Genomic DNA, 21,065 nt, shown 5'->3' on the forward strand with positions numbered 1-21,065 from the left:
AAAAACTCCCTTCATCAATACTTCCTTCAAAAATCTTGCCTATATTGCTTAATTGCTGTGCGTCCGTGCCGACGTGTTATCAGATGAGGTGCCAGCGCGTCCATGCGCAAAAACCATGGTGGGAAAAAGATTTTTCATACGGGTGTCATCGAAATGCGAGTCGAGGATTCTGACTGTTGCTGTGGATGCTGCTGTAGATGTGAGTCCAAAATCCTCTTGTCTCTCCTGCCATCGGGTTATGGCAAGGCATGTGACTAGGCCGTTAATACACATGAACATGGCGACCAGGCTGGTAGCAGCAGGCATTATCCAACCTCGGTCTGCGGTGATACGCGAGATGCCAATCCTCACACCAATCAGAGAGATAAAGCGAAAAAGTGGCACTGATACCAAGATGTAGAAGAAACCTAACACACCCCAGATCAGACCCATCTTGAGGCTTATACGCCCATCAAGGTTCAGCACATCATTCGAATAGTCCCATGATGTTGATCCAAGCCATAAATCCTGAAAATAACTCACCAGGAATTCAACTGCTGTCCCCACTACAGAGCATGCCACGAAGCAAGTGAGCATATTTCGACCTGTCAAATACCGTGTCAACAGTTGTAGCGCGACCAAGCCAAGACCATATACCAAGCTAAACGGTCCCCACACCAATGAGGAACGATTCATCCACAGGCCTTGCGAAAAACCAACCCACAGCACTTCAATCCCATATCCTGCAATACTTCCGAATATGAACATCCAGAACAACGAGAGCACCTGTCGTCGAAGTGGCATCGCCGTACTATCACTTATAACGCTGTGTCTGGTCACCTCCCGCACCCTTTGAAGCGGCGTACCTGCTTGTACAGTCATTCATCCCTCTTCCCGTCCCGCATATTCCGGCGATTCACCAGCATTTACACATCTCTTCTATTGGTAACTGCCGAAGCGATGGCGGCGAACAGTGCGACATATGCAACAAGCACCAGGAATGCGCCCCAAACCGGTAGTGAGAAGGCGCTCTGTGGCGTAATCGCACTGAAAACTTGATCTCCCGCTCCCGTGGCCGACCCGTATAACACTGCTCCTGCTGTGGATGGGAGAAATGCAGCCACGATTCCCGAAATTGAAGGTGGAAGTATCACCATGGATCCTGGAAGCGCCCAAAACATGAGCAGAACAATGCTCACTGCGCCTGCACTTTTACGTAAAATCGCGCCAACCATCAACGACAGCACCGCTATGAATGCCATGTAAAACGGTGCGCCGATAAACATTCTCAAGATGTCGGCACTGAAATAGTCGAATACTAACCCGCGTCCGGAGAGCACATGTGCAATGACGAAAGAGACCATTATGGATACAGCCGTGACAACAAAACTCGCAATCGCAACAACAGCAGTCTTCGCAGCCAGACTCTGCAAACGTTTTGGAACAGCATTGAAGGTACTGCGAATCTGCCCTGTACGGTATTCGTTCGTGATGGTGAACACTCCCAGAAGCATGGCGCAGAACTGAGCTCCGACAACGCCTCCTGTTGCCATGACCATCACAGAGTCGGCACTGACATCGCCGTTCGACCCTTGTATGGCTGATGCGATAGCCATGGCTATCATCATGATGACAGCGATTCCACCAAGCCAATATGTTGAGACCCGAGTTCTCATCTTGATCCACTCGCTGCTTATCAGACCTGACCACGTTACTCTGGTCTTCCCAATAGTCGGCAGCACATGAGTTACGTCGCTTCTAGAAGCTGTGCTTTGAGATGTTGTATCGTGCGAAGTCAACGCTGTAATGCTCATAATTATTCTCCAGTCTTGTATTCAACTGCATCTGCAGTCAGGTTGAGATATGCATCTTCAAGAGAGGATCCAACTGGCGTCAGTTCGTAGAGTGCAAAGCGGCGTTCCGCAGCGATTTGCCCGATCTCCTCGATTTCAATCCCCGTGAGTGTGGCAGTGTCACCTTCGAGTGATTTCGCCTCCACACTTCTGCTGGCAAGCAGCTCAAGCAATTGCGACAACTGGGGACTACGCACTCGCACAGAACCTTTGCCAGAGACGATGTCATCAACAGGAGCATCTGCGAGTATCTTGCCTTTGCCAATCACGATGATGTGATCAGCCGTTTGAGACATCTCAGCCATCAGGTGACTTGAGATGAGAATGGTGCGCCCTTCAGCGGCGAGAGCCTTCAAAGTGTCACGAACCCACCGCACTCCTTCTGGATCCAAACCATTGATAGGCTCGTCAAGAATAAGTACCTGTGGGTCTGCCAGAAGAGCATTGGCGATACCCAAGCGTTGTCCCATACCAAGTGAGAATCCACCCATCTTGTTGTCGGCAACTTTGGCGAGTCCTGTCAGGTGCAGAATCTCATCAACACGTTTGGCTCCCAGACCATGCGTAGCCGCTTGAGCAAGCAGAAACTGGCTGGGGGTGTTGTGTGGGTTGAACGCCTTCGCATCAAGAAGACTCCCAACAATCTGCAAGGGATTCTCAAAAGAGCTGAGTGCTTTGCCATCGAAGAGAACATCACCACTGTCTGGTCTGTGCAGACCGAGCAGCATCCTCATTATGGTGGATTTACCTGCACCATTAGGGCCCAGGAATCCCGTTACCTTCCCGCCGTGAACTGTGAAGCTGGCATTATCAACAACCAGTTTCTTGCCATAGTGTTTGCTGATGTTATTCGCTGTAATGTGCATGCATTCATTGTGGAATGGCGAAAGCAACAATGAATCGTACACATGAATCGGCTTTTCTACTCCACCCGCAGTAGGAGCTAGTAGTACCAGCCTTGGTATTTAGTCGTTATCTGGCATCATTCCGGCTTGTATAGCGAAAGAAACCAGCTGCGCTCTGTCACGCGCATCAACTTTCATCATGGCTCGATTGGCATGCGTTTTCACAGTAAACGGAGAAATAAAAATCCTTCGACTGATCTGTATATTGCTCAGTCCGTCCACGATGAGCTGCACAATCTCAAGCTCGCGAGGCGTTAGTTGTTTAAACAAAGCAGCTTTGTCCGAATCAAGAACGACGGCTTTCGGATCACTGATGTTATCGACAAGTGCATGCACTGCCCGGTCTGACAGGGCATGCTCACCAGCTGCACTGCGTAAAATCCCCTCAGTAAGTTCACTCGGACTTGCTCCCTTACCCAAGAAGCCGTCAGCGCCAGCCTTCAACGCCGCAAGAACATTGTCATCTGCATCAAAAGTGGTCAACACCAGAATCCGAATATTCTCGGAATTTGGAAGCTTCCGTATCCTCCGTGTGGTCTCTACCCCATCGATACCAGGCATATTCAAATCCATCAGCACTACGTCGACCTGAGTGGTTGAAAGAATGCTCAACGCGCTGATACCGTCTCCCGCTTCAGCCACAATTTCTATGTCTTGATGCGCATTAAGTATGACTCGAAGGCCTGCACGGAGCATTTCCTGATCATCAACCAGCATGACGCGTACCATCTCACTGCCCTACTGTTACTGGCAAAGATGCCACAACCCAGAACAACGGGAACTCAGATTGTATTTCCATCGATCCCCCAACGGATTCGGCTCGTTCACGCATACCCACTAGTCCGTTCCCTCCTCCAGGCTCTGACGGGTGTTTGCGTGAACCATGCCTATTGACGATTTCTATCTTTAGCTGTTCAGCCTCAATATCTCTCTCCACGACAATGGATGCCATACCATCACCATATCGGTGAGCGTTCGTCAAACCTTCCTGCACTATCCGATATGCTGCGATACTCACCTGCGGAGCAATGCCATCACCAAGATTATGGATAGTGGCGTCGATATGCATGCCACCGGTTCGATACGATTCTATGAGATTCGAGATGAGCTCATGACCCGGAGTTGCTCCAAGCTCATTCTCATCACGGCCTGTATTCAGTATGGCAAGAATCTGTTGCGTCTCTTTGAGCACTTCCCGCACTGAACCACGAGCAGCCTCAAGACTGCTACGCACGCCCTCCTCATCTGAATGTAACGAAACCTCCGCAGCGCCAAGATGCATATTAATCATGGCTACCTGATGTCCCACGCTGTCGTGCAAATCTCTTGCAATACGCAATCGTTCCTGTGCAATACCCCTATCGACCGCTGCTCTTCGAGCCGTCTGTTCCTCATGAATTCTTAACTGCACCTCTTGGCGATAGCGTGCATTCCCTCGAGCAGCAGCACCGAAGACAGCGCACACAATAACTGAAAAAGCGAAAATCGAAGAGCTTGCATCAATCGATATATCTATAGTGCCTGTGGAAAGCGCTGACGGTACAAAAACGCTCAGCGCCAGAATCGGTGCGACTGCAATTGGGGTGAGCCCACGTAGAGTCAGCAAGAACGCCGAGAAACACACCATTGACCATGTCCCGACAGCGGCAGTATCTGACAGCAAGGTCAGCACAGGCGCAATCGCAATAACGACTAGCCCTGCCCAAGGGAAACGGTAACTTAGTGTAACTCCCAACAGTAAAACGCTCGGCGGCATGTATGCCTGCCAATCACTGCCCGAGTACGCAACGGTATAGAAAATAACCAGCGATGCAGTAAGCACGATGGATACAAGGCCCACTTCCATGATGCGAGGCATCAGCAACCACATCGGTGTGTGCTCACTACTTCGTTTGCCGTTACGCCTTACCACGAGATCTGTCCTCTCATGCGAATGGTTAATGCCTATCTACTGCATATGCAGTAGTGCGGTCGGTCTGTCAGGAGGATTCACTTTCCCCTGCATCGGATGAAGATAGTCATACAAACCGCCGGTAGGTGAAAACACCTTGGCGTATGACGGTTCACATACAACAACACTAGGAGTACACCATGAACGCTGAGACATCAACAATGGGTGAACAGACCACAGACTATGCAGGGTATGAATACACCACAGTCCGAGCTCCTCAACAGCTCGAGAACCTCTATCGTGACGCGTACCGCAATTTCGGTTGGAATTTCGAACGTTCGGAAGTCCGTCCGCCAATACGACCGCTCCCTTTGCTCCCAGCTATACGCTCAAATACCGCAACATTGAGTTTCAAACGCGACCGGAATATCAAAAACCAGCCGATGATGCAGGATTTGCAGCACAAGGTCAACGCTTCTCTGGCGTCAATAGCCCGCATGGAGCGTTCGAAGAAGAGCACGGCCATACTCGTCGCAGCGGTTCTGGGCATCATCGGCGCGGGATTCCTCGCAGTATCCATGTTCATAGGAGCTGTGAGCACCGGAGGCATCATCCTCGGAGCTATTGGGCTGGTCGCATGGGTCGGCGGGGCAATTGCATACTTTGGTATCAAATCCGCCCGCACCGCGCGACTCGACCCTCTGATCGACCAAGAACAGACAGTGATCTTCCAAACTGGCGAGCAGGCGGCTCGCCTCATCCACTAAGCACCATCATCTAATCAATCTCAACAACAATCAGGAGGCAACATCATGAAAGTATTTATCGCAATCATTACAGTCATCTGTGCAGGAGCAGGATTCTTCATCTGGAAAGTCAACAAAGAAAACTCTCCAGCATGAGCAAAAGATCTCATTACTTCAACAGTACGGCTCAAAGTCAATATTCAGACTCAACAGCCGTACTGTGATGCACTCAAAACAGTCGTTCGTCACAATCAGTCACCCGAGTTTCAAGTCCTTGTTCTAGTAACGATGCGAAGAACTTCTGAGCCACAGCAGCCATTCATCACGCAGAGCATGCTTTCGAGAATATTGCTCTGCCTGAACAGAAATCCCGGGATCAAGTGGCTGACGCACATTTGATACACACTCACAGCTGTGTCACTTTCCTTATGTTCAACAGCAAGCAGAAAGGTCGATGATGGGTAATCGGATCCGCTCGACATGGAGAAGCTATCAGGCAATGGCCGTAGTTGATAGGACAGCTCTTGCTGCTGCAGGCTCAGTCGCCAGCGGCATCAGTATGGCAGTCGTCAAAATCGGCTTGGGTATTATGACCCATTCCTTGCTGTTCATCGTCAATGCCGTCTACTACATAGCATTGTGCTTATCACGTTTAGCTATTGTCCAACAACATCGCAGTATCAGAACCATCAGTGATTCACTGAAAAGACTTGAACGAGAAATGAGCGTGTATCACCGCACTGGATTGCTGTTATGTTTCATCGGACTCTCATATGCTGTTTTCTCGGGATTCATGTTTTTCGTCAAAGCACCCACGCGCTACACACAGATTGTTGCTATCACCGTTGCCACCATCACCGCAGTCAAAATAGGCGTTGCAATTCGTGGGCTTGTAGTAGCCAAAAGAGAGCGTAATCCGATGGATTCTGCAATCAAATTCATCACTTTCACCGACGCTCTGCTCTCCTTGGTTGTTTGTGCAGAACGTTATGTTGGAATCTCAAGGGTCGGACAGTGCGAGCGAGAGTTCAGGCATGCTCGGCATGGGGCTAGGTACCGCAGTAATCGTTGCTGGGCTCATCATGTTTCTTCGCCGGAACATCGGGGAAGATTTCAAACAGAAAGCAATCGAAGAGAGCAAAGCGCTCACGCTCGAACAATTGGAGAGCACTGACTCAGTGGAAGTCATCGAGCACCATAACCGTCAGGCTATGGAAGCAAGAAAGTAATCATGAGCATCGAAAACAGCACCCGCCGTAACCTGATATTTGCCGTGATGCTGGCAGCTTCAATAGCTGGCGGTTTCGCACAAACATCGTTAACAACAGCACTACCCTCGGTAATGCACGACCTGAATATTAACGCCGTACTCGGCAACTGGCTTACCAGCGGGTTCTCACTCGCCATGGCAATCATCGTGCCGGCGACAGCTTTTATGATGAAACGTTTCCATACCAAAGCTCTGTTCATCACCGGCATCGCAATTTTCACCATAGGTCTGTTTATGGCGGCAGTAGCGCCGACATTCAACGTGTTGATGCTTGCCCGCGTCATACAGGCAATAGGATGCGGCATCTCGTTGTCGATGACTCAGGTCATCATTCTGGCAATTTTCCCAATCTCCTCACAAGGCACCGCCATGGGTGTGTACGGTCTAGCCGTCGGGGCAGCACCTGTGATAGCGCCAACCTTGACGGGACTGATTGTCGATTCGCTCGGATGGCGACCCATTTTCTGGATATCCGCAATCATATCGAGCTTGGTACTACTACTCGCGATTTTTGTTATGGACAATGTGCTGGAAAATCAAGCAATACATATGGATATCACATCGTTCCTGCTGTGTGGCTTTGGCTTTGCTGGTATGCAGCTTGGCTTGAGCAATCTTGGCACCAGTGCCTTCTTCAGCCCCGAGGTTATAGGCACATTCATACTCTCAGCTATGTCGCTACTTGCCTTTGTGATGAGGCAGAAGCGTTTGCAAGAGCCCTTCCTTAATCTCAGACTCTTCCGTAACCGTTCATTCTCTATGGCTGTGGCATTAATCTGCATACTGTATGCGATCATGATAGCCGGCTCAACCATCATTCCCATCTATCTGCAACAGATGCGTGGATTCCCAGTCACGGAATCTGCTCTCATGATGCTTCCTGGATCATTAGTAATGGCGGCAATCACCCCACTCGCTGGCAGACTATTCGACAACATCGGACCCAAACCACTAACTATTGTCGGTATGACAGCACTGGTCATCAGTTCTGTTGGGTTCAGCCTGCTAACTGACTCCACTAACCCGCTGTATGTAATTATTATCTTCACTATTCGCCTGATCGCAGTTGGACTGATGATGATGCCGATTACCACATGGGGAATTGCTTCGGTTGAACAGCGTTACACCTCGGACGCCAGCGCACTGCTGACTTCTTTACGAACGCTCGCAGGAGCATTCGGTTCAGCAATCTTTGTTGCTGTAATGGTAGGGGCAGCGAGCCTGCCTACTCTGCACAGTTTGGATATACCTATTCCCCACTCTATCGCAGGTCTAGATATCTCCTTCGCGGGTATGACCGCACTATCTGTAATCGGCTTGATATTAGCCATAATCGCTTTTAGAAAACCCAAACTTGCAACAACCAAGGTTGATGAAGTCGCTAAGCGTTAAGGCTTAAGGCTGCAATAACCCCAATACCCAGCAACTCATCGCTTCGCTTTCCAACCCTTTGCAGTGGTGATGAGGATACGTTGGCCGATGCTCTCAGGGTCGGCTACAATCTTCACAAGCTCTTGCGCCACATTAGTGAATGGCAGCGTAGGCATGCCAGGAACTTTATCCACCTGGTCCAGCGGCTTGGCAACCGCGTTGATGCTTGCCGGAGCATCCTTGAGATTGACGGGATACACAATGGTGTAGTCCAGTCCTGATTGCTCAAGCAAGGCATCGCTGGCCGCTTTGTCACGGAAGAACTTACCCAACACCGTGCGATAGGCGAGTTTCATAAACCAGGCCGCCTTATCGGCAGTGTCACCTGCACCGAATGCGGAGACCATGACTATACGCTTCACATCAGCAGTTTTGGCAGCTTGGATGATGTCCGGAACTGCACGTTGCATGAATGAGCCATCACTGACTGCTCCCGTTATTGCAACGATTATGGCGTCCGCACCTTCAGCAGCATGCGCGAGTGCTCCTGAGTCCTGCACATCACCCTTGATTATCTGAACTCCTTTGGCATCACTAACGGCTTCCGGTCGACGCACATAGGCGACGACCTGATGACCGGCTTCTAAGGCGTGCTTCATGGTTCGTGAGCCGACGTTTCCTGTAGCCCCTAGGATGAGGATTTTCATGGTGATTCTCCTTGTTGTTTCTTTATGCCGGAACTGCTGGCGTTGTTGAGATTGTTGGCACTATCGCTGGCACTGTTGCAGTGCCGCTTTGGGATTCTTTGACAACATAGTTCTGTGTGTCATCAGAGTCGGATGGTTTCACGAGTATGCTGCGTCTTCTAAGGCTAAAGATCAGCAGCATAATGAGGTTAGTTACCAAGAACAGCGCTAGGAACAGTGCTAGCTGACTGTTAATGCTGCCACCGATCGAAATCGCGTTTCGCAGTCCATCAATAGCGTGAGTCATAGGTAGCCACGGATTGACGGCTTTAAAGAAGCCATTTGACAGCACAACAGGGTACGTTCCTCCGGACCCTGCAAGCTGGACCATCAGGAAGAGCAGCATCAGGAATGCACCAACCTTGCCAAAGATGACGTTGACCACCGTGATTAGCGACATATATCCAAGGGCTTCGAAAATCAGCATCAACAAGGTGAGAGCAGGGTTCAGCGGATGTAGTCCGAGCAGTGTGACCGCACCGAAGACCAGACTTGCTTGTGCAATCGACACCAGCAGGAACAGCGGCATCTTCTGACGCCACCAGTGCCAGCCCGAACGTGGACGATATCTCGGCACACCAGCCTCGAACATCATGTTGAATGAGAGCGCGCCGACGAATAATGCCACCGACATCATGTATGGAGCCATTGCAGTGCCATTGTTGGGCACGGAGGCATTCACCGTTTTATCGAGCTTGAGTGGTGCAGAGACTGCGTCGGCACCCGAAGATGTGGTGTTAAGAGCGCGAATGGCGCTTGTTGCCTTCCCGAATTTTGTGGACATCGTCGACAAACCGGACGACACCTTGGTCAATGCGGTATCAACCGTGTCCTCACCGCTTTTTAGCTGCGCTGAGCCACTCGCGATGCTCGACGAGGCAATGGCGAGTTTCTGCGAGCCCGCGAGCAGCGTGCCGCTTTGGGATGCCAGCGTTCCGGTTCCCTGTGAGAGCGTCGTGATGCCGGAGCCCAAGGTATTGATGCCTGAGCCCAAGGTACCAACCGCATTCACATAAGTACGTGAGCCTTTGCTCAGTTTTGTGGCACCTCCTGAAACCGCATTTCCATAGGTACTAATACCGCTACTGAGTTGTTGCGTTCCTGGTAGGAGCTGGGAGTCGATAGCTTTCTTCGCGCTGGTCAGACCAGAATCGAGAGTGCTTATGGCCTGTGCCCCACCTGGAAGAGCCTGAGCGGATTGCCCTGCGATAGTGGCAGATGCCTGCTTCAAAGCCGCAGTGTCCTTCACTGCCTTGCTTTGGGCATCAGCGCTGCTGGCCGCGGCGAGCTTCTTGTAGAGTGCACTCGAGTAGGTATTCAGTGTGACGAGTTGCGTCTTCATGCTTGTCACCTGCTGCGTCTGCGTGATGCCCGAATTCATCGCATCGAGAATCTGCTGCTGCTCAGCACTCCCAAGCTGCTGGAAGGCGGCGGTATTTTTGACGTTCTGAGAGGAGGAAGCCTCTTGGGAGCTCAGTAATGTATCAAATCCACTGCTCAAGAACTGGGATTCCTCTTCAATCTTCTGGCTGGCGCTTGCCGCTTGCGCGATGGCCTCCATCTGGCTGCTGGTATCAATCTGTTGAATTGCAGCATTGAGTTGTTGAATAGCTGTATTCAGTGTTGGTAGACCTGCAGTGAGCTGCTGCATCTGTGCACTTTGCGCGTCACTCATCGTCATAGAAGATGACAGTTGCTCCACTCCAGATGTCAGACTTTTACTCGCCTGTGTGAGTTTCTGTGCTCCACTCAGGCTAGAGGATGACAGCGTGGACAACCCCGATACCAACTCATTGCCCTTGGATACGAGTTGCGACGCTCCACCAGATAATGCTGCACTTCCTGTAGAGAGCTTGTTCACACCTGTGTTGACTGTGGAAACCCCATCAGTATAGGCCTTGATACCAACAGTTAGTGTGTTAGCGCCATCTGTGAATTCCATAGCACCCTTGGAAAGCTTGAGAAGGTTGGTAGAGAGCTTATCCGTTCCTGCTGCAATCTGCACAGTGCCATCATGAAGCTGGGTTGTCCCCTGCTGCGCTGCGTTCAAAGCATTTCCGGTATCCGAGAAGTTGGTCAGTAAAGTCTTCACATAAATTTTGGTTATCTGCTGAGAGACACTGCTTTTCAATGAGGTTGCGGCGCTAGTGACCATCTTTGACGCGGTGTAGTTACGCCCCTCTGAAATGGCATAAGTGATAGTAGGTACACTTGGCGAATCACCGAGCAGGGTTCCTGCTTGCTGAGAAAGTGTTTTGGGCAGAGTCACCTTCATGTAATACGTACCGTTGGCGATACCGGCATCACCTTGTTTGGCGGAAACAAAATGATAGTCGAGACCCTTCTGCTTCTTGAGACTGGTGACTATCTGCTTGCCCAATGACAGCGACTTACCAGAAACCGTGGCAGGCTCATCTTCATTAACCACGGCAACAGGAAGGTTCGCCACATTCCCATACGGATCCCACATCGAACTCAAAAAAATCAGATTATATAAAGCTGGTATCAGGCTCACAGCGATAACGACCAGCACCAAGAATATTCGGCCTGTGTTCTTAGCCTTCTTAGCGTTCTTCACTAGCAACCCCCTTAAGTGCTGCGCACTTGGGATCACCAAGGCCGAGTGCCGCCCAGTCGACGGTCCCATTTGAGTAATCGATTCCTTCTAAGAAGTTCGACAGAGGATATCCGCTCAACTCTTTAAGAAAGAGATTCTCCGCATGTGCAAAAACGTCCATGATCTCGTTTTCGCTCTGCAGCACTCGATCACCGCGATGGAAAATTTTCTGTGCAAAATGCGATAAGGCATAGAAATGACCATGACCTTCTATTGCGTAGAACGCATCAAGCATCGTGATTTCACTAATTGGGCGAGCAAGCGTGTACCCACCGCCTTTGCTGGCATCTGATGTGACCAGGCCCTCGGAGACTAGACGTGGCATGATTTTCTTCAGATAGGAGGAGGAGACATCAAGCCGCTTACTGATAACCGCACTTTTTACGGGTTTATGATCTTGCTGCAAGGCAAGCATCAGCAACACACATGCTGCTTGTTCAAGACTTTTCTTGATTTTCATTTCAACACACCAATCCAGTGACAAACTTTATCCACGGATAATCATGCATCCGGTGACATGCTTTGTCAACAGATATCAGCGCGCGGCTTATGCCCGCAACGAACAGCCCTATGCCAGGAGGCACCATCGCAAACCGTATGGCGAAACTTAATACTGCTGAGGACACAATTCGAGGGAACCTAATCTCATCAGCAGCCGCATGAACAACACAAGCAAATTGAGAGTAGAGCGAAATGGTGAACTTCCTAAAGATCGCTGCTAGTACCGTAGTGAGTCGTGAACAATGATGATGGAAGCACGAACACCACAAGTCCTGCAAACAACAGTGCCGAACCTGATCACATCAGCGTGCGCGGGGCCCGTGTAAATAATCTGAAAAACATCAATGTCGATATTCCTTTGCATCAACTGGTTGGCATCGGTGGTGTATCAGGGAGCGGCAAGTCTTCACTGGCACTCGGCGTGCTCTATGCCGAAGGCTCACGCCGATACATCGAAGCGCTTTCAACGTATACGCGCAGACGGATGTCACTAGCACCCAGAGCTGATGTCGATGCAGTGCAACACGTTCCTGCTGCCCTGGCATTGCGGCAACGCCCTGATGTTCCAGGCATTCGCTCAACTTTCGGCACATCCAGCGAGCTACTCAATGTGCTGCGTTTGATGTTTTCACGTCTCGCCAGCCACGTCTGTCCAAATGGGCATCATGTGCCTCCTACCATCAACGTCGCCGCCGAACGGCCTATCATCTGCCCTACCTGCGGGGCAAACGTTAAGGCTCCTGGCGCTGAAGAGCTCGCTTTTAATGCTGCCGGTGCATGTCCGCGTTGCCAAGGAACCGGACTAGTACGCGCTGTTGACGATCGCACCCTGGTGCCCGACCCATCAAAGACCATTGACGAGGGTGCAGTGCTTCCCTGGCAAATGTTCGGATTCAATGTACAGCCCGATATCGTACGTGAATTCGGGGTTCGTACAGACGTGCCTTGGAATGAACTGAGCGACCGTGAACGAAACATCGTATTCACCGGCCCCGAAGAGAAAAAACATATCACCCTCACCAGTGTCAAAGGTGTGCACAAGCTCGACTTCACCTTCCGCAACGCACGACTCACTGTTACCAAGGAGCTCGATCGCGCAGACAGCGAGCGTCGGCTTAAGCGGGTAGCGCGCTTTCTGAATGAAGGAACCTGCCCTGAGTGCAGCGGTACCAGACTGAGCGAGGCTGCTCGCGCTCCACAGATTAACGGACAAAACCTTGCTGATGTCAGTTCTATGACTCTTGATGATGTGCTTGCTTGGGCTCCGACTGTGACGCATAACCTGCCTGAAGATATGCAATCAATGGCGCTTGGTCTGGTGAGCACACTCGAATCCATGGCACAACGACTTGTGGAATTGGGACTGGGATATCTAACACTCGACAGGGCTGGCTCCACACTCTCGACAGGTGAACGCCAGCGGGTTCAGCTAGCACGTGCTGTGCGAAACGAAACTACAGGCGTGCTGTATGTTCTTGACGAGCCTTCGGTCGGCCTGCACCCAGCGAATGTGGAAGGCCTTATTGGCGTGATGCAGGATCTGTTGAAAGACGGCAACTCTGTGGTGTTTGTGGATCATGACGTTCAGGTGTTGCGGCAGGCCACGTGGCTTATCGAGATCGGCCCCGATTCCGGCAGCCAGGGAGGGCGCGTTATCGCCGAGGGAACGATCAAAGATCTTATCGCTTCGCAACAGCAGATTCAGGGGCAAGCAGAGGAAAAATCACATTTGAAAGGCTCGAAGTTAGCCGGATTCCTGGCCGGAACCGAAGACATCGTCATACGCGATCGGATTCCGTCTGCGCGCATATTCGACAATGGGCACATCACCATGTCCACTAGCGCAATTCACACTGTGCATCCCCTGCAGGTCGATATCCCCAAAGGACGGCTTACTGCAATCACAGGAGTCTCCGGTTCAGGGAAAACAACTATGTTGCTCGAATCGTTGGTCCCCTCCATCAATGCTGGCAGGAACGGCCGCCTGATGCCTGAACATGTTCGAAGCGTTGATGCAGCTGGTATCACTACGACACATGTGGTTGATGCAACACCAATCGGTATTAATGTTCGTTCCACCGTAGCGACCTATTCAGGGGTCATGGACGGACTGAGAAAGGCTTACGCACTGACTGATGCAGCGAAAGCCGATGGGCTAACGGCCTCTGACTTCTCGTACAACACCGGTTCTCTAGCCTGCACGCGATGCGAAGGAACGGGTGAAATCTCACTCGATGTGCAGTTCTTGCCAGATGTGGTCATTCCCTGCCCCGATTGTCACGGTTCAAGATTCCTGGCGAAGGCGCAGAACTACCTTCTGAACGGAATTTCTCTACCTGATGTACTTGGACTGACCATTCACGAAGCCATTGACAGATTGTCCGATCTCCCGCGCGTGGTCCGTAGGCTGCACGCCTTCGACCAATTGGGGCTGGGGTATCTGACCTTGGGCGAGGCCACCCCTTCATTATCTGGTGGCGAGGCTCAGCGACTCAAACTTGTTAATCAGCTTCACAAAGATCAATCTGATGCAGTATTCGTACTTGATGAGCCAAGCGTCGGACTACATCCTCTCGACGTACGCACGCTGCTTAAAGTCCTTGACCAACTAACTGAACGCGGCGCCACAGTTCTGGTTATCGAGCATGATCTCGATATCATCGCCAACGCCGATTACATCATTGATATGGGGCCAGGAGGTGGAGAACAGGGCGGTCGTATTGTCGCCACGGGTATTCCCGCACAAGTTGCTAAGGACCCGAACTCGATAACTGGCCAATATCTGTCTCCATTACTGGCCCAGCATAGATAACTGCGATAAAAGTGGGGATTTTTGGCGAAAACTAGTCGAATTATCCCCACTTTTATCGCAGTTATCGTGTTTTAGACGATTTTCGTCTTGCTGGGGTCGATGAAACGCTCATCCATAATCACCTGTTTTATGTTTTGGGCACTAATTCTTCCGCTGATGGGATTCTTGATGCTGTCAATCGAAGAGTTGATGTCGGCATCGATGCCCGAGCAATATTCAAAGGCAAGGTCCGTATGTAACAGCCTACAATTTCTCAAGGTCAGCCCTTCCACATAACACAGGCCCTGATCACTTTCCACAATACAATTGACCAGTGTGAGGTTTTTCGTATTCCACCCCAGATATTCGCCGTTGATTTTGGAATCCATAATCGTCACATTCTCACAGTTCCAAAAGGCGTCCTTGGAAAGTAAAGTAGAGTCGCGGATTTGAACATTCTTGGCACCGTCAAAACAGTAGTTTCCCACTAAATCCAAATGGGAAGCGACAATATCCGTAGAATTCATACCGAAGTAATCCCCACGCGCCTGAACATTGGATAGCCGCACGTTATCACAATTCCACAAGGTTTCATTGGCATCAGAAAAATGCACATGCTTCAACTCAACGCCTTCACATCTGCGAAAGTTTTTCTCAGCTTGAATCACACTGTCAGATACACTGATGTCTTTCGTATACCAAATACCCGAGCGCGCCATTGATTCGAGAATCGACTGTCGTACCGTGATATTTCGGCCATACCAGAGCGGATATTTCCAAGTGAAGGAACAATCGTCAAGCTCAATGTTTCGACTTTCTTTAAGAGGCGACTCCCCCTGCCCAAAAGTAACGCCTGATAGCTGAGCATCCTGCTCAGCGAATAGGGACCGCTCTCCCTCAAAATAGCCATTAATATACTGCGTCATCAATATCCATTTCTGTTCGTCCCCAACACAACGTCATATCCGCAAGCACGATGCTAAGAACGATTACTTCATCTGTCTAATGCTTATAATGAATGCCAAACTATACAAAATTTGCATGGATTGGGGACTGTAGTGGAACTACGCGTGCTTCGGTACTTTTTGGCTGTTGTTGAGGAACGAAACATCTCACATGCAGCTGAAAGTATGTTCGTTTCCCAACCAACCATCTCGCGTCAGCTCAAAGATCTTGAGGAAGAACTTGGCGTTACGCTCTTTCAACGTGGCAGTCGCACCATCGCACTTACTGAGGCGGGAGAGTACCTGGCTTCACAGGCGCGGCAAATATTGGCACTCAGCGATAAAACAACAGCGAACATCCAACAGAGCCGACAAATCACAGGCAGCGTGCTTATCGGTAGTGCGGAAGCACCAATGATTAAGACCTTAGGGCAAGCGATACATCGTTTAAATGAAACTTCACCTGGTATCCATGTCAATATATATAGTGCCGATGCCTCCGAAGTCCATACTCGTATCAACTCTGGGGTATTCGATTTTGGTGTAGTTATGGAACCAAGCGATACAAGTAATTACCACTTTCTGCGGTTGCCTGGGAAAACCACCTGGGGTCTATTGACCAGAAAAGACTCTGCGTTAGCGCACAACACGAACATATCTGCATCCGACCTAGAAAATCTGAAACTGATCACGTCGCAGCAGCACGGCAGTGCTGATACCCTCTCCGCTTGGTTTGGCTCGAGCGATATCGCACTCGATATTGTCGCCACATACAATCTCCTCTACAACGCATCAATGCTGACAATGGCTGGTGTTGGTTCAACCATCTGTCTTGACGGCATCATCAACACAACCGACACCGAGCTCACCTTCATCCCACTCTCACCTCGACTTGAATCACAAGCGAGTCTGATATGGCCCAAGTCACAGCCGCTCTCACCCGCCGCAAACGCACTCCTCGATGCAATCAGAGAATTCGTTCCTGACTTCGATCGTGACTCCATACTGGTATGATTCCCTCGATTCAGGAAACGTTATGACCTGCAGCTTCGATAAGGCCATACCACTGCGCTCTGGTTAACACGATGTCAGAACCTGCAGCAGCAAGTGCAACGCGCTCGGGATTTGTAGTTCCCAACACCACTTGCATTCCCGCAGGATGCCGAGTTATCCAGGCGCTAGCAATCGCTAACGGGCTTACTCGGTACTGTTGTGCAAGCGAGTCAAGCGCTTCATTCAGTGCCGGATACTCTTGCGAATTGAAGAACACTCTGTCTTGAAAGCCCTTCTGGAATGGCGACCATGCTTGAATGGTGATGTGGTTCAGCCTGCAGTAGTCCACAATCCCGCCGCCATCTCTAGTTATTGAGTCCTCCTGGCTACCATATTCGACGATAAGCCTTGCGCAATAACCGTCGAATGAGTGATAGACAACTGTATTTGATTCACCATAAGTGGCTGAGTAACAGCAGATTTCAGAACTGCTATCTGCGCCTAGGAGTGTGATTCGAAACACCAAAAGCACGAACCACCTCTTCAGGCTCCACGAGTGCATCAGGACGATGCAGCAGCAACACATCGAGATAGTCAGTCTGTAAAGCATTCAATGAAGCTTCAGCTGAATCGACTATATGCTCATACGAGGAGTCGTAATACCAGGGATCGGCAACGATACCCATCTTGCTTTGCACGACGATTTTGTCGCGTTCAGATGAACTCAATTGCACAGACTGAGCAAATCGACGTTCACACATATGTGTGCCACCGGCACATTAAAACCGTATAAATCGGAATGGTCGAAATATGTAACACCAACAGACCGATATGCCTCATACAAGGCGCGAATTTCTTCATCAGACTGTTCCGCTATACGCATCATGCCACCGATAATATTTGGCTGCTGTATCCCACTTGAGCCAAAAGATACTGTTCGCATCAATATTTCCTATCTCTGAATTCGAAGTTGTGACGAGTGCTGAAGTTCTTGCAAGCAATACTGATATTCAGATGTTTACCCTAATGATCTGGTCATCATGTTGACCTGGGTCCCCACGCCCATCAGTGTTATTGGTCAATATCCATAGCATTCCGCCGGGAGACTGAACCACGTCACGGAGTCGCCCATACTCACCTTGGAACATGTTTGTTGAGTTGGAAAGATCGTTGACTGACACGGATCGTAAAGACTCGCCACGCAGATTAGCTATATAGATGGTTCCGTTGACTATGGTCATACCACTCGGGCTTGCATCTGACGGATGCCATTGCTGTACTGGATCAACAAAACCCTCGCGCTGCCCAATCCCTTCAACTGTCGGCCAACCATAGTTGCCACCAGCTGTAATCACATTCAGTTCATCCCAAGTATCTTGACCGAATTCCGAGGAGTATAGAGTGCCCTTGTCATCCCAAGCCAAGCCTTGTGGATTTCTGTGGCCATAGCTATATACAGGCGAGTTAGGGAAGGGGTTATCTTGCGGAATGCTGCCGTCTGGCGACAGTCTCAGAATTTTACCTGCCAAGCTTTCAAGATCCTGAGCATTGTTGCGATTACCAGCATCACCGGTCGTTGCGTACAACATGCCGTCCGGCCCGAATGCAATACGGCCTCCGTCATGATAGCTAGCCGATGGGATCCCTGAAAAAATTGTTTCGCTCTGTCCGAGTGAAAGCGAAGAGTCTTGTCCATTCAGTTGGTATCGCAAGATTCGATTATCTTGATCTGTAGTCATATAGGCATAGAGATAACCCTCGTGTATTGCTATGCCGAGCAAACCGCCCTCACCGGAAGCAGAGGCATCTGCGATATTCCCTACCTCCCGAGCCTCGCCTGATCCTGCAAATTCAAGGATTTTGCCAGAGTCGCGTTCACTAATCAGCGCAGTGTTATTGAGAAAAGCAATTGACCAAGGCGCATCCAAACCCTGAACGAGTGACGCAGTATCACTAGAAGCAGTGCTAGTCGAAGATTGCTGAGTGTTAGCCGTATCTTCACCAGAATTACCACTTGAACATGCGACCAGCGCAAGTGACATCACCAGTACACCAATAGCGGCCAATATTCGTCGTGCCTTTGACATCATTGTCCCCCCTTGTCTGAAATTTGCCGTTGCAAGATTTGCCCCACGTATTTGCCTATTCACCTGAATACACAGCCGCCTAGATACACATTCACCCGCGTATCCATTCACCAAGATTGGGATATTCAAGCGGGCAGTCACACTATTCATGACCGTATATATGCACAGTGCCTATGGCAGATTCCTGTCGTTTGAATATGTTCTCATAGCTTCACCTCTTCCGCTTTGATAACTGCGATAAAAGTGGGGATTTTTGGCGAAAACTAGTCGAATTATCCCCACTTTTATCGCAGTTATCTCAAATCCGCACCTTCGAGGGGCTTTAATACAATCCCAACAAATCTCGAACCTTCGGCTAACGCCCGTTTCGTACTCTCCTTACTACCAGGCAAGGTTTCGAACAGATTCGGGCCTTCACCACCATCCAGCGAGAGGTTTGAGGAGATATGCAAAAAATTCAATCAGGACAATCCTTCTTATACCGCAGTAACGGCTACAACAGCACAGTTCTTGAGACACGTATGACAGAACATGTGCGAGGAGACTGCATTGACGTGGCACTGTCCAAAACAGCAAGGCGTTTCCCTGACATGGCTCAAAAATTAGTGGAACGAGATGGTAGCTATTACCTACATGCCAATCCACTCTCGCTACACGCAGCAAATACTGACAGATTTCGCACTCTGGGCGGACTAGAAACTGGCTACCATCTCATTGACGTCACCTACACCGATAAGCTCATCAGGGTTGCCTTCCACCATTGCCTTTGCGATGGCAGGGGCATAAAACCATTTATGGAAACGCTGATGTATTACTACTGCTGCGAGCGCTACGGCAAGAATTTTGACGACGCTGGGATTCTCACACTCAATACCGAAATTGACCCGCGTGAATATCAGGAACCGCTACCCTCATCTCCATACGACATTGACCCAGAAGCAATCAAAGCTGTAGATACTGATGGATACGCTTTGCCGGAAAGCACACCCAACCCAGAGCATTGCTACCGCACGTCGCTCTCTGTCGATCAAGATGCATTCGTTGCCTTAGCCAAACATTTTGGTGCAACCCCAGGCATCTTAGCCGCAGAGCTCTTCTCCCAAGCAGTAGTCAACCTTCATCCCGACACAGACAAAGCCGTGATCTGCAACATGGCAGCCGATATGCGATTTGCAGTTGGCGGATTACCCACTCGCAGGAACTGTACAGCTTCCTTGTATCTGCCGTACTCCACAAAAGAGCAGGGTTTAGGAATTGCCGAAGTGTCTTCTCAATATCGTTCACTCATCCGCGAGCAACGCTCCGAGGACTCTGCAAAAAAGGCAATCAATATGCAGGTCTCTCTCTTCAAGAAACTCGACAGCATGGATACCCTTGATAGCAAGCGTTCAATGATGGGAATGTTCGACCACTTACTACTCAATACTTATGTGTTGAGTTATGTGGGACAAATGCAATATAACGATTTCGCCAAATATGTTGAATCAGTACATATGTATAGCGGCGGCATCAAAGGTCTGACACTGAATATGATTGCAGCCGGAAAGACGATAACCTTCGACATACTTCAAGGTTTCGAAGGCGACCAATACGCTCTGTCTTTTGCCAAAGAGCTGCGTGACCTTGGCCTAGAGTGCAGCCTCAGCAATACCTCAATATGCGAAACAGGTGCTGACCATAGCCATATCACCGCTGTACAGCAACCTGAACACTGGCATACAACAGCCTAGCGATACAGCCGAGAGAGCGCTCTGCTCTCGTCATGCATCATCACCTCATGAACCACTGCTTCGACCTCACTCACACGAACTCATCCACACGGTCCTCTACCTACGCACGATCCCATCCACACGAGCTCAATCACCAGCACTGCTTTTGATGACTCGCATGGTGGGATACGACTCTATTCGTCGGACTGCCGGCAAAGGATACATTTTTTCAGTTTGGAATCGTTCATATGCTGCACCATCTGCAACTTCAACTCTGATGAGATAATCGACTGGTCCGAACAAACGACGCACCTCGGTAGTTTCAGGGTATGAAGCTACTACCGTCTCAAATTGCTCCACAATCTCTCGACTAGTACCTACGATTTGCACTTGCATATACACGCAGAATGCTCTCCCTGCCACAGTCGGGTCAATTTGAGCACGATACCCAGTAATGACTCCCTCTTGTTCAAGCCTTTTAATCCTTCTGAGACAAGGGGCCGGCGTCAAACCCACGTGTGCTGCGAGATCCACGTTGCTCATTCGACCATGTTCTAACAAGACATCAATTATTGCTCTATCAACACCATCAATAGCTATATTGTTGCTCATAGAAGTATTCTAAGGCTCGAAAAGGCAACTAATTCGCGCGATTTTAGCGA

General features: G+C 50.0%; 20 protein-coding genes. 6 read left to right on the forward strand and 14 right to left on the reverse strand.

Annotated features, from left to right (window positions below; all coding sequences use genetic code 11):
- Positions 1-48 precede the first annotated feature (48 nt).
- The 5 genes from LKI20_RS00405 to LKI20_RS00425 all read right to left on the reverse strand — a co-directional run bounded on the left by LKI20_RS00405 (position 49) and on the right by LKI20_RS00425 (position 4,649).
- Complete coding sequence (locus LKI20_RS00405) at positions 49-861, reverse strand: putative ABC transporter permease (protein WP_291768338.1); 813 nt, start codon at positions 859-861, stop codon at positions 49-51.
- A 44-nt stretch (positions 862-905) separates the two neighbouring features.
- Positions 906-1,793 (reverse strand): ABC transporter permease, encoded by an 888-nt coding sequence (locus tag LKI20_RS00410; protein ID WP_291768341.1) that lies wholly within the window; start codon positions 1,791-1,793, stop codon positions 906-908.
- Between the two features lie 2 nt (positions 1,794-1,795).
- Positions 1,796-2,698, reverse strand: a complete 903-nt coding sequence (locus tag LKI20_RS00415; protein ID WP_291768344.1) for an ATP-binding cassette domain-containing protein — start codon at positions 2,696-2,698, stop codon at positions 1,796-1,798.
- Positions 2,699-2,797: 99 nt separating this feature from the next.
- Entirely contained in the window at positions 2,798-3,466 is a 669-nt protein-coding gene (locus LKI20_RS00420; protein ID WP_291768346.1) for a response regulator, read from the reverse strand.
- Between the two features lies 1 nt (position 3,467).
- Entirely contained in the window at positions 3,468-4,649 is a 1,182-nt protein-coding gene (locus LKI20_RS00425; protein ID WP_291768349.1) for a sensor histidine kinase, read from the reverse strand.
- Positions 4,650-4,828: 179 nt separating this feature from the next.
- On the opposite strand from LKI20_RS00425, the gene LKI20_RS00430 reads away from it, so the two are divergent.
- The 3 genes from LKI20_RS00430 to LKI20_RS00440 all read left to right on the forward strand — a co-directional run bounded on the left by LKI20_RS00430 (position 4,829) and on the right by LKI20_RS00440 (position 8,036).
- On the forward strand, positions 4,829-5,395 hold the full coding sequence (locus LKI20_RS00430; protein ID WP_291768352.1) for a hypothetical protein: 567 nt from the start codon (positions 4,829-4,831) through the stop codon (positions 5,393-5,395).
- Positions 5,396-5,828: 433 nt separating this feature from the next.
- Complete coding sequence (locus tag LKI20_RS00435) at positions 5,829-6,548, forward strand: hypothetical protein (protein WP_291768355.1); 720 nt, start codon at positions 5,829-5,831, stop codon at positions 6,546-6,548.
- A 57-nt stretch (positions 6,549-6,605) separates the two neighbouring features.
- Positions 6,606-8,036, forward strand: a complete 1,431-nt coding sequence (locus tag LKI20_RS00440; RefSeq protein WP_291768357.1) for a DHA2 family efflux MFS transporter permease subunit — start codon at positions 6,606-6,608, stop codon at positions 8,034-8,036.
- 35 nt (positions 8,037-8,071) lie between these two features.
- Here the strand turns inward: LKI20_RS00440 and LKI20_RS00445 are convergent, their stop codons facing one another.
- The 3 genes from LKI20_RS00445 to LKI20_RS00455 are packed head-to-tail and all read right to left on the reverse strand — an operon-like array spanning position 8,072 to position 11,838.
- The gene (locus LKI20_RS00445; protein WP_291768360.1) at positions 8,072-8,722 is read right to left on the reverse strand and encodes an NAD(P)-dependent oxidoreductase; all 651 of its coding nucleotides are present in this window, start codon (positions 8,720-8,722) and stop codon (positions 8,072-8,074) included.
- A gap of 22 nt (positions 8,723-8,744) precedes the next feature.
- Positions 8,745-11,339 carry a YhgE/Pip family protein gene (locus LKI20_RS00450; protein ID WP_291768361.1) on the reverse strand — a complete coding sequence of 865 codons (2,595 nt, stop codon included), beginning with the start codon at positions 11,337-11,339 and terminating at the stop codon, positions 8,745-8,747.
- Positions 11,326-11,838 carry an RrF2 family transcriptional regulator gene (locus LKI20_RS00455; RefSeq protein ID WP_291768364.1) on the reverse strand — a complete coding sequence of 171 codons (513 nt, stop codon included), beginning with the start codon at positions 11,836-11,838 and terminating at the stop codon, positions 11,326-11,328. The genes LKI20_RS00450 and LKI20_RS00455 overlap by 14 nt, the downstream gene beginning before the upstream one ends.
- Before the next feature lie 276 nt (positions 11,839-12,114).
- Between LKI20_RS00455 and LKI20_RS00460 the strand changes: the two genes are divergently transcribed.
- A complete protein-coding gene (locus LKI20_RS00460; RefSeq protein WP_434734895.1) occupies positions 12,115-14,691 on the forward strand; it encodes an excinuclease ABC subunit UvrA in 2,577 nt (858 codons plus the stop codon).
- A 71-nt stretch (positions 14,692-14,762) separates the two neighbouring features.
- Here the strand turns inward: LKI20_RS00460 and LKI20_RS00465 are convergent, their stop codons facing one another.
- Positions 14,763-15,596: a DUF3737 family protein gene (locus LKI20_RS00465; protein WP_291768367.1), complete on the reverse strand. Its 834-nt coding sequence runs from the start codon at positions 15,594-15,596 to the stop codon at positions 14,763-14,765.
- A gap of 144 nt (positions 15,597-15,740) precedes the next feature.
- On the opposite strand from LKI20_RS00465, the gene LKI20_RS00470 reads away from it, so the two are divergent.
- Positions 15,741-16,628 (forward strand): LysR family transcriptional regulator, encoded by an 888-nt coding sequence (locus LKI20_RS00470; RefSeq protein WP_291773274.1) that lies wholly within the window; start codon positions 15,741-15,743, stop codon positions 16,626-16,628.
- Positions 16,629-16,638: 10 nt separating this feature from the next.
- Here LKI20_RS00470 and LKI20_RS00475 read toward each other — a convergent pair whose 3' ends face one another.
- From LKI20_RS00475 to LKI20_RS00490, 4 genes are all read right to left on the reverse strand, one after another.
- Entirely contained in the window at positions 16,639-17,130 is a 492-nt protein-coding gene (locus LKI20_RS00475; protein ID WP_291768369.1) for an aldo/keto reductase, read from the reverse strand.
- On the reverse strand, positions 17,099-17,335 hold the full coding sequence (locus tag LKI20_RS00480; RefSeq protein ID WP_291768372.1) for an aldo/keto reductase: 237 nt from the start codon (positions 17,333-17,335) through the stop codon (positions 17,099-17,101). The genes LKI20_RS00475 and LKI20_RS00480 overlap by 32 nt, the downstream gene beginning before the upstream one ends.
- Entirely contained in the window at positions 17,332-17,550 is a 219-nt protein-coding gene (locus tag LKI20_RS00485) for a hypothetical protein (protein WP_291768375.1), read from the reverse strand. The genes LKI20_RS00480 and LKI20_RS00485 overlap by 4 nt, the downstream gene beginning before the upstream one ends.
- A gap of 67 nt (positions 17,551-17,617) precedes the next feature.
- Positions 17,618-18,697 (reverse strand): PQQ-dependent sugar dehydrogenase, encoded by a 1,080-nt coding sequence (locus LKI20_RS00490; protein ID WP_291768378.1) that lies wholly within the window; start codon positions 18,695-18,697, stop codon positions 17,618-17,620.
- Positions 18,698-19,140: 443 nt separating this feature from the next.
- Here LKI20_RS00490 and LKI20_RS00495 point away from each other — a divergent pair, with 443 nt between their 5' ends.
- On the forward strand, positions 19,141-20,424 hold the full coding sequence (locus tag LKI20_RS00495) for a hypothetical protein (RefSeq protein WP_291768381.1): 1,284 nt from the start codon (positions 19,141-19,143) through the stop codon (positions 20,422-20,424).
- A 126-nt stretch (positions 20,425-20,550) separates the two neighbouring features.
- On the opposite strand, the gene LKI20_RS00500 is transcribed toward LKI20_RS00495, so the two are convergent.
- Complete coding sequence (locus LKI20_RS00500) at positions 20,551-21,015, reverse strand: Lrp/AsnC family transcriptional regulator (protein ID WP_291768384.1); 465 nt, start codon at positions 21,013-21,015, stop codon at positions 20,551-20,553.
- Positions 21,016-21,065: the final 50 nt, after the last annotated feature.

Source organism: Bifidobacterium sp., assembly GCF_022647885.1.
Classification (GTDB): Bacteria; Actinomycetota; Actinomycetes; order Actinomycetales; family Bifidobacteriaceae; genus Bombiscardovia.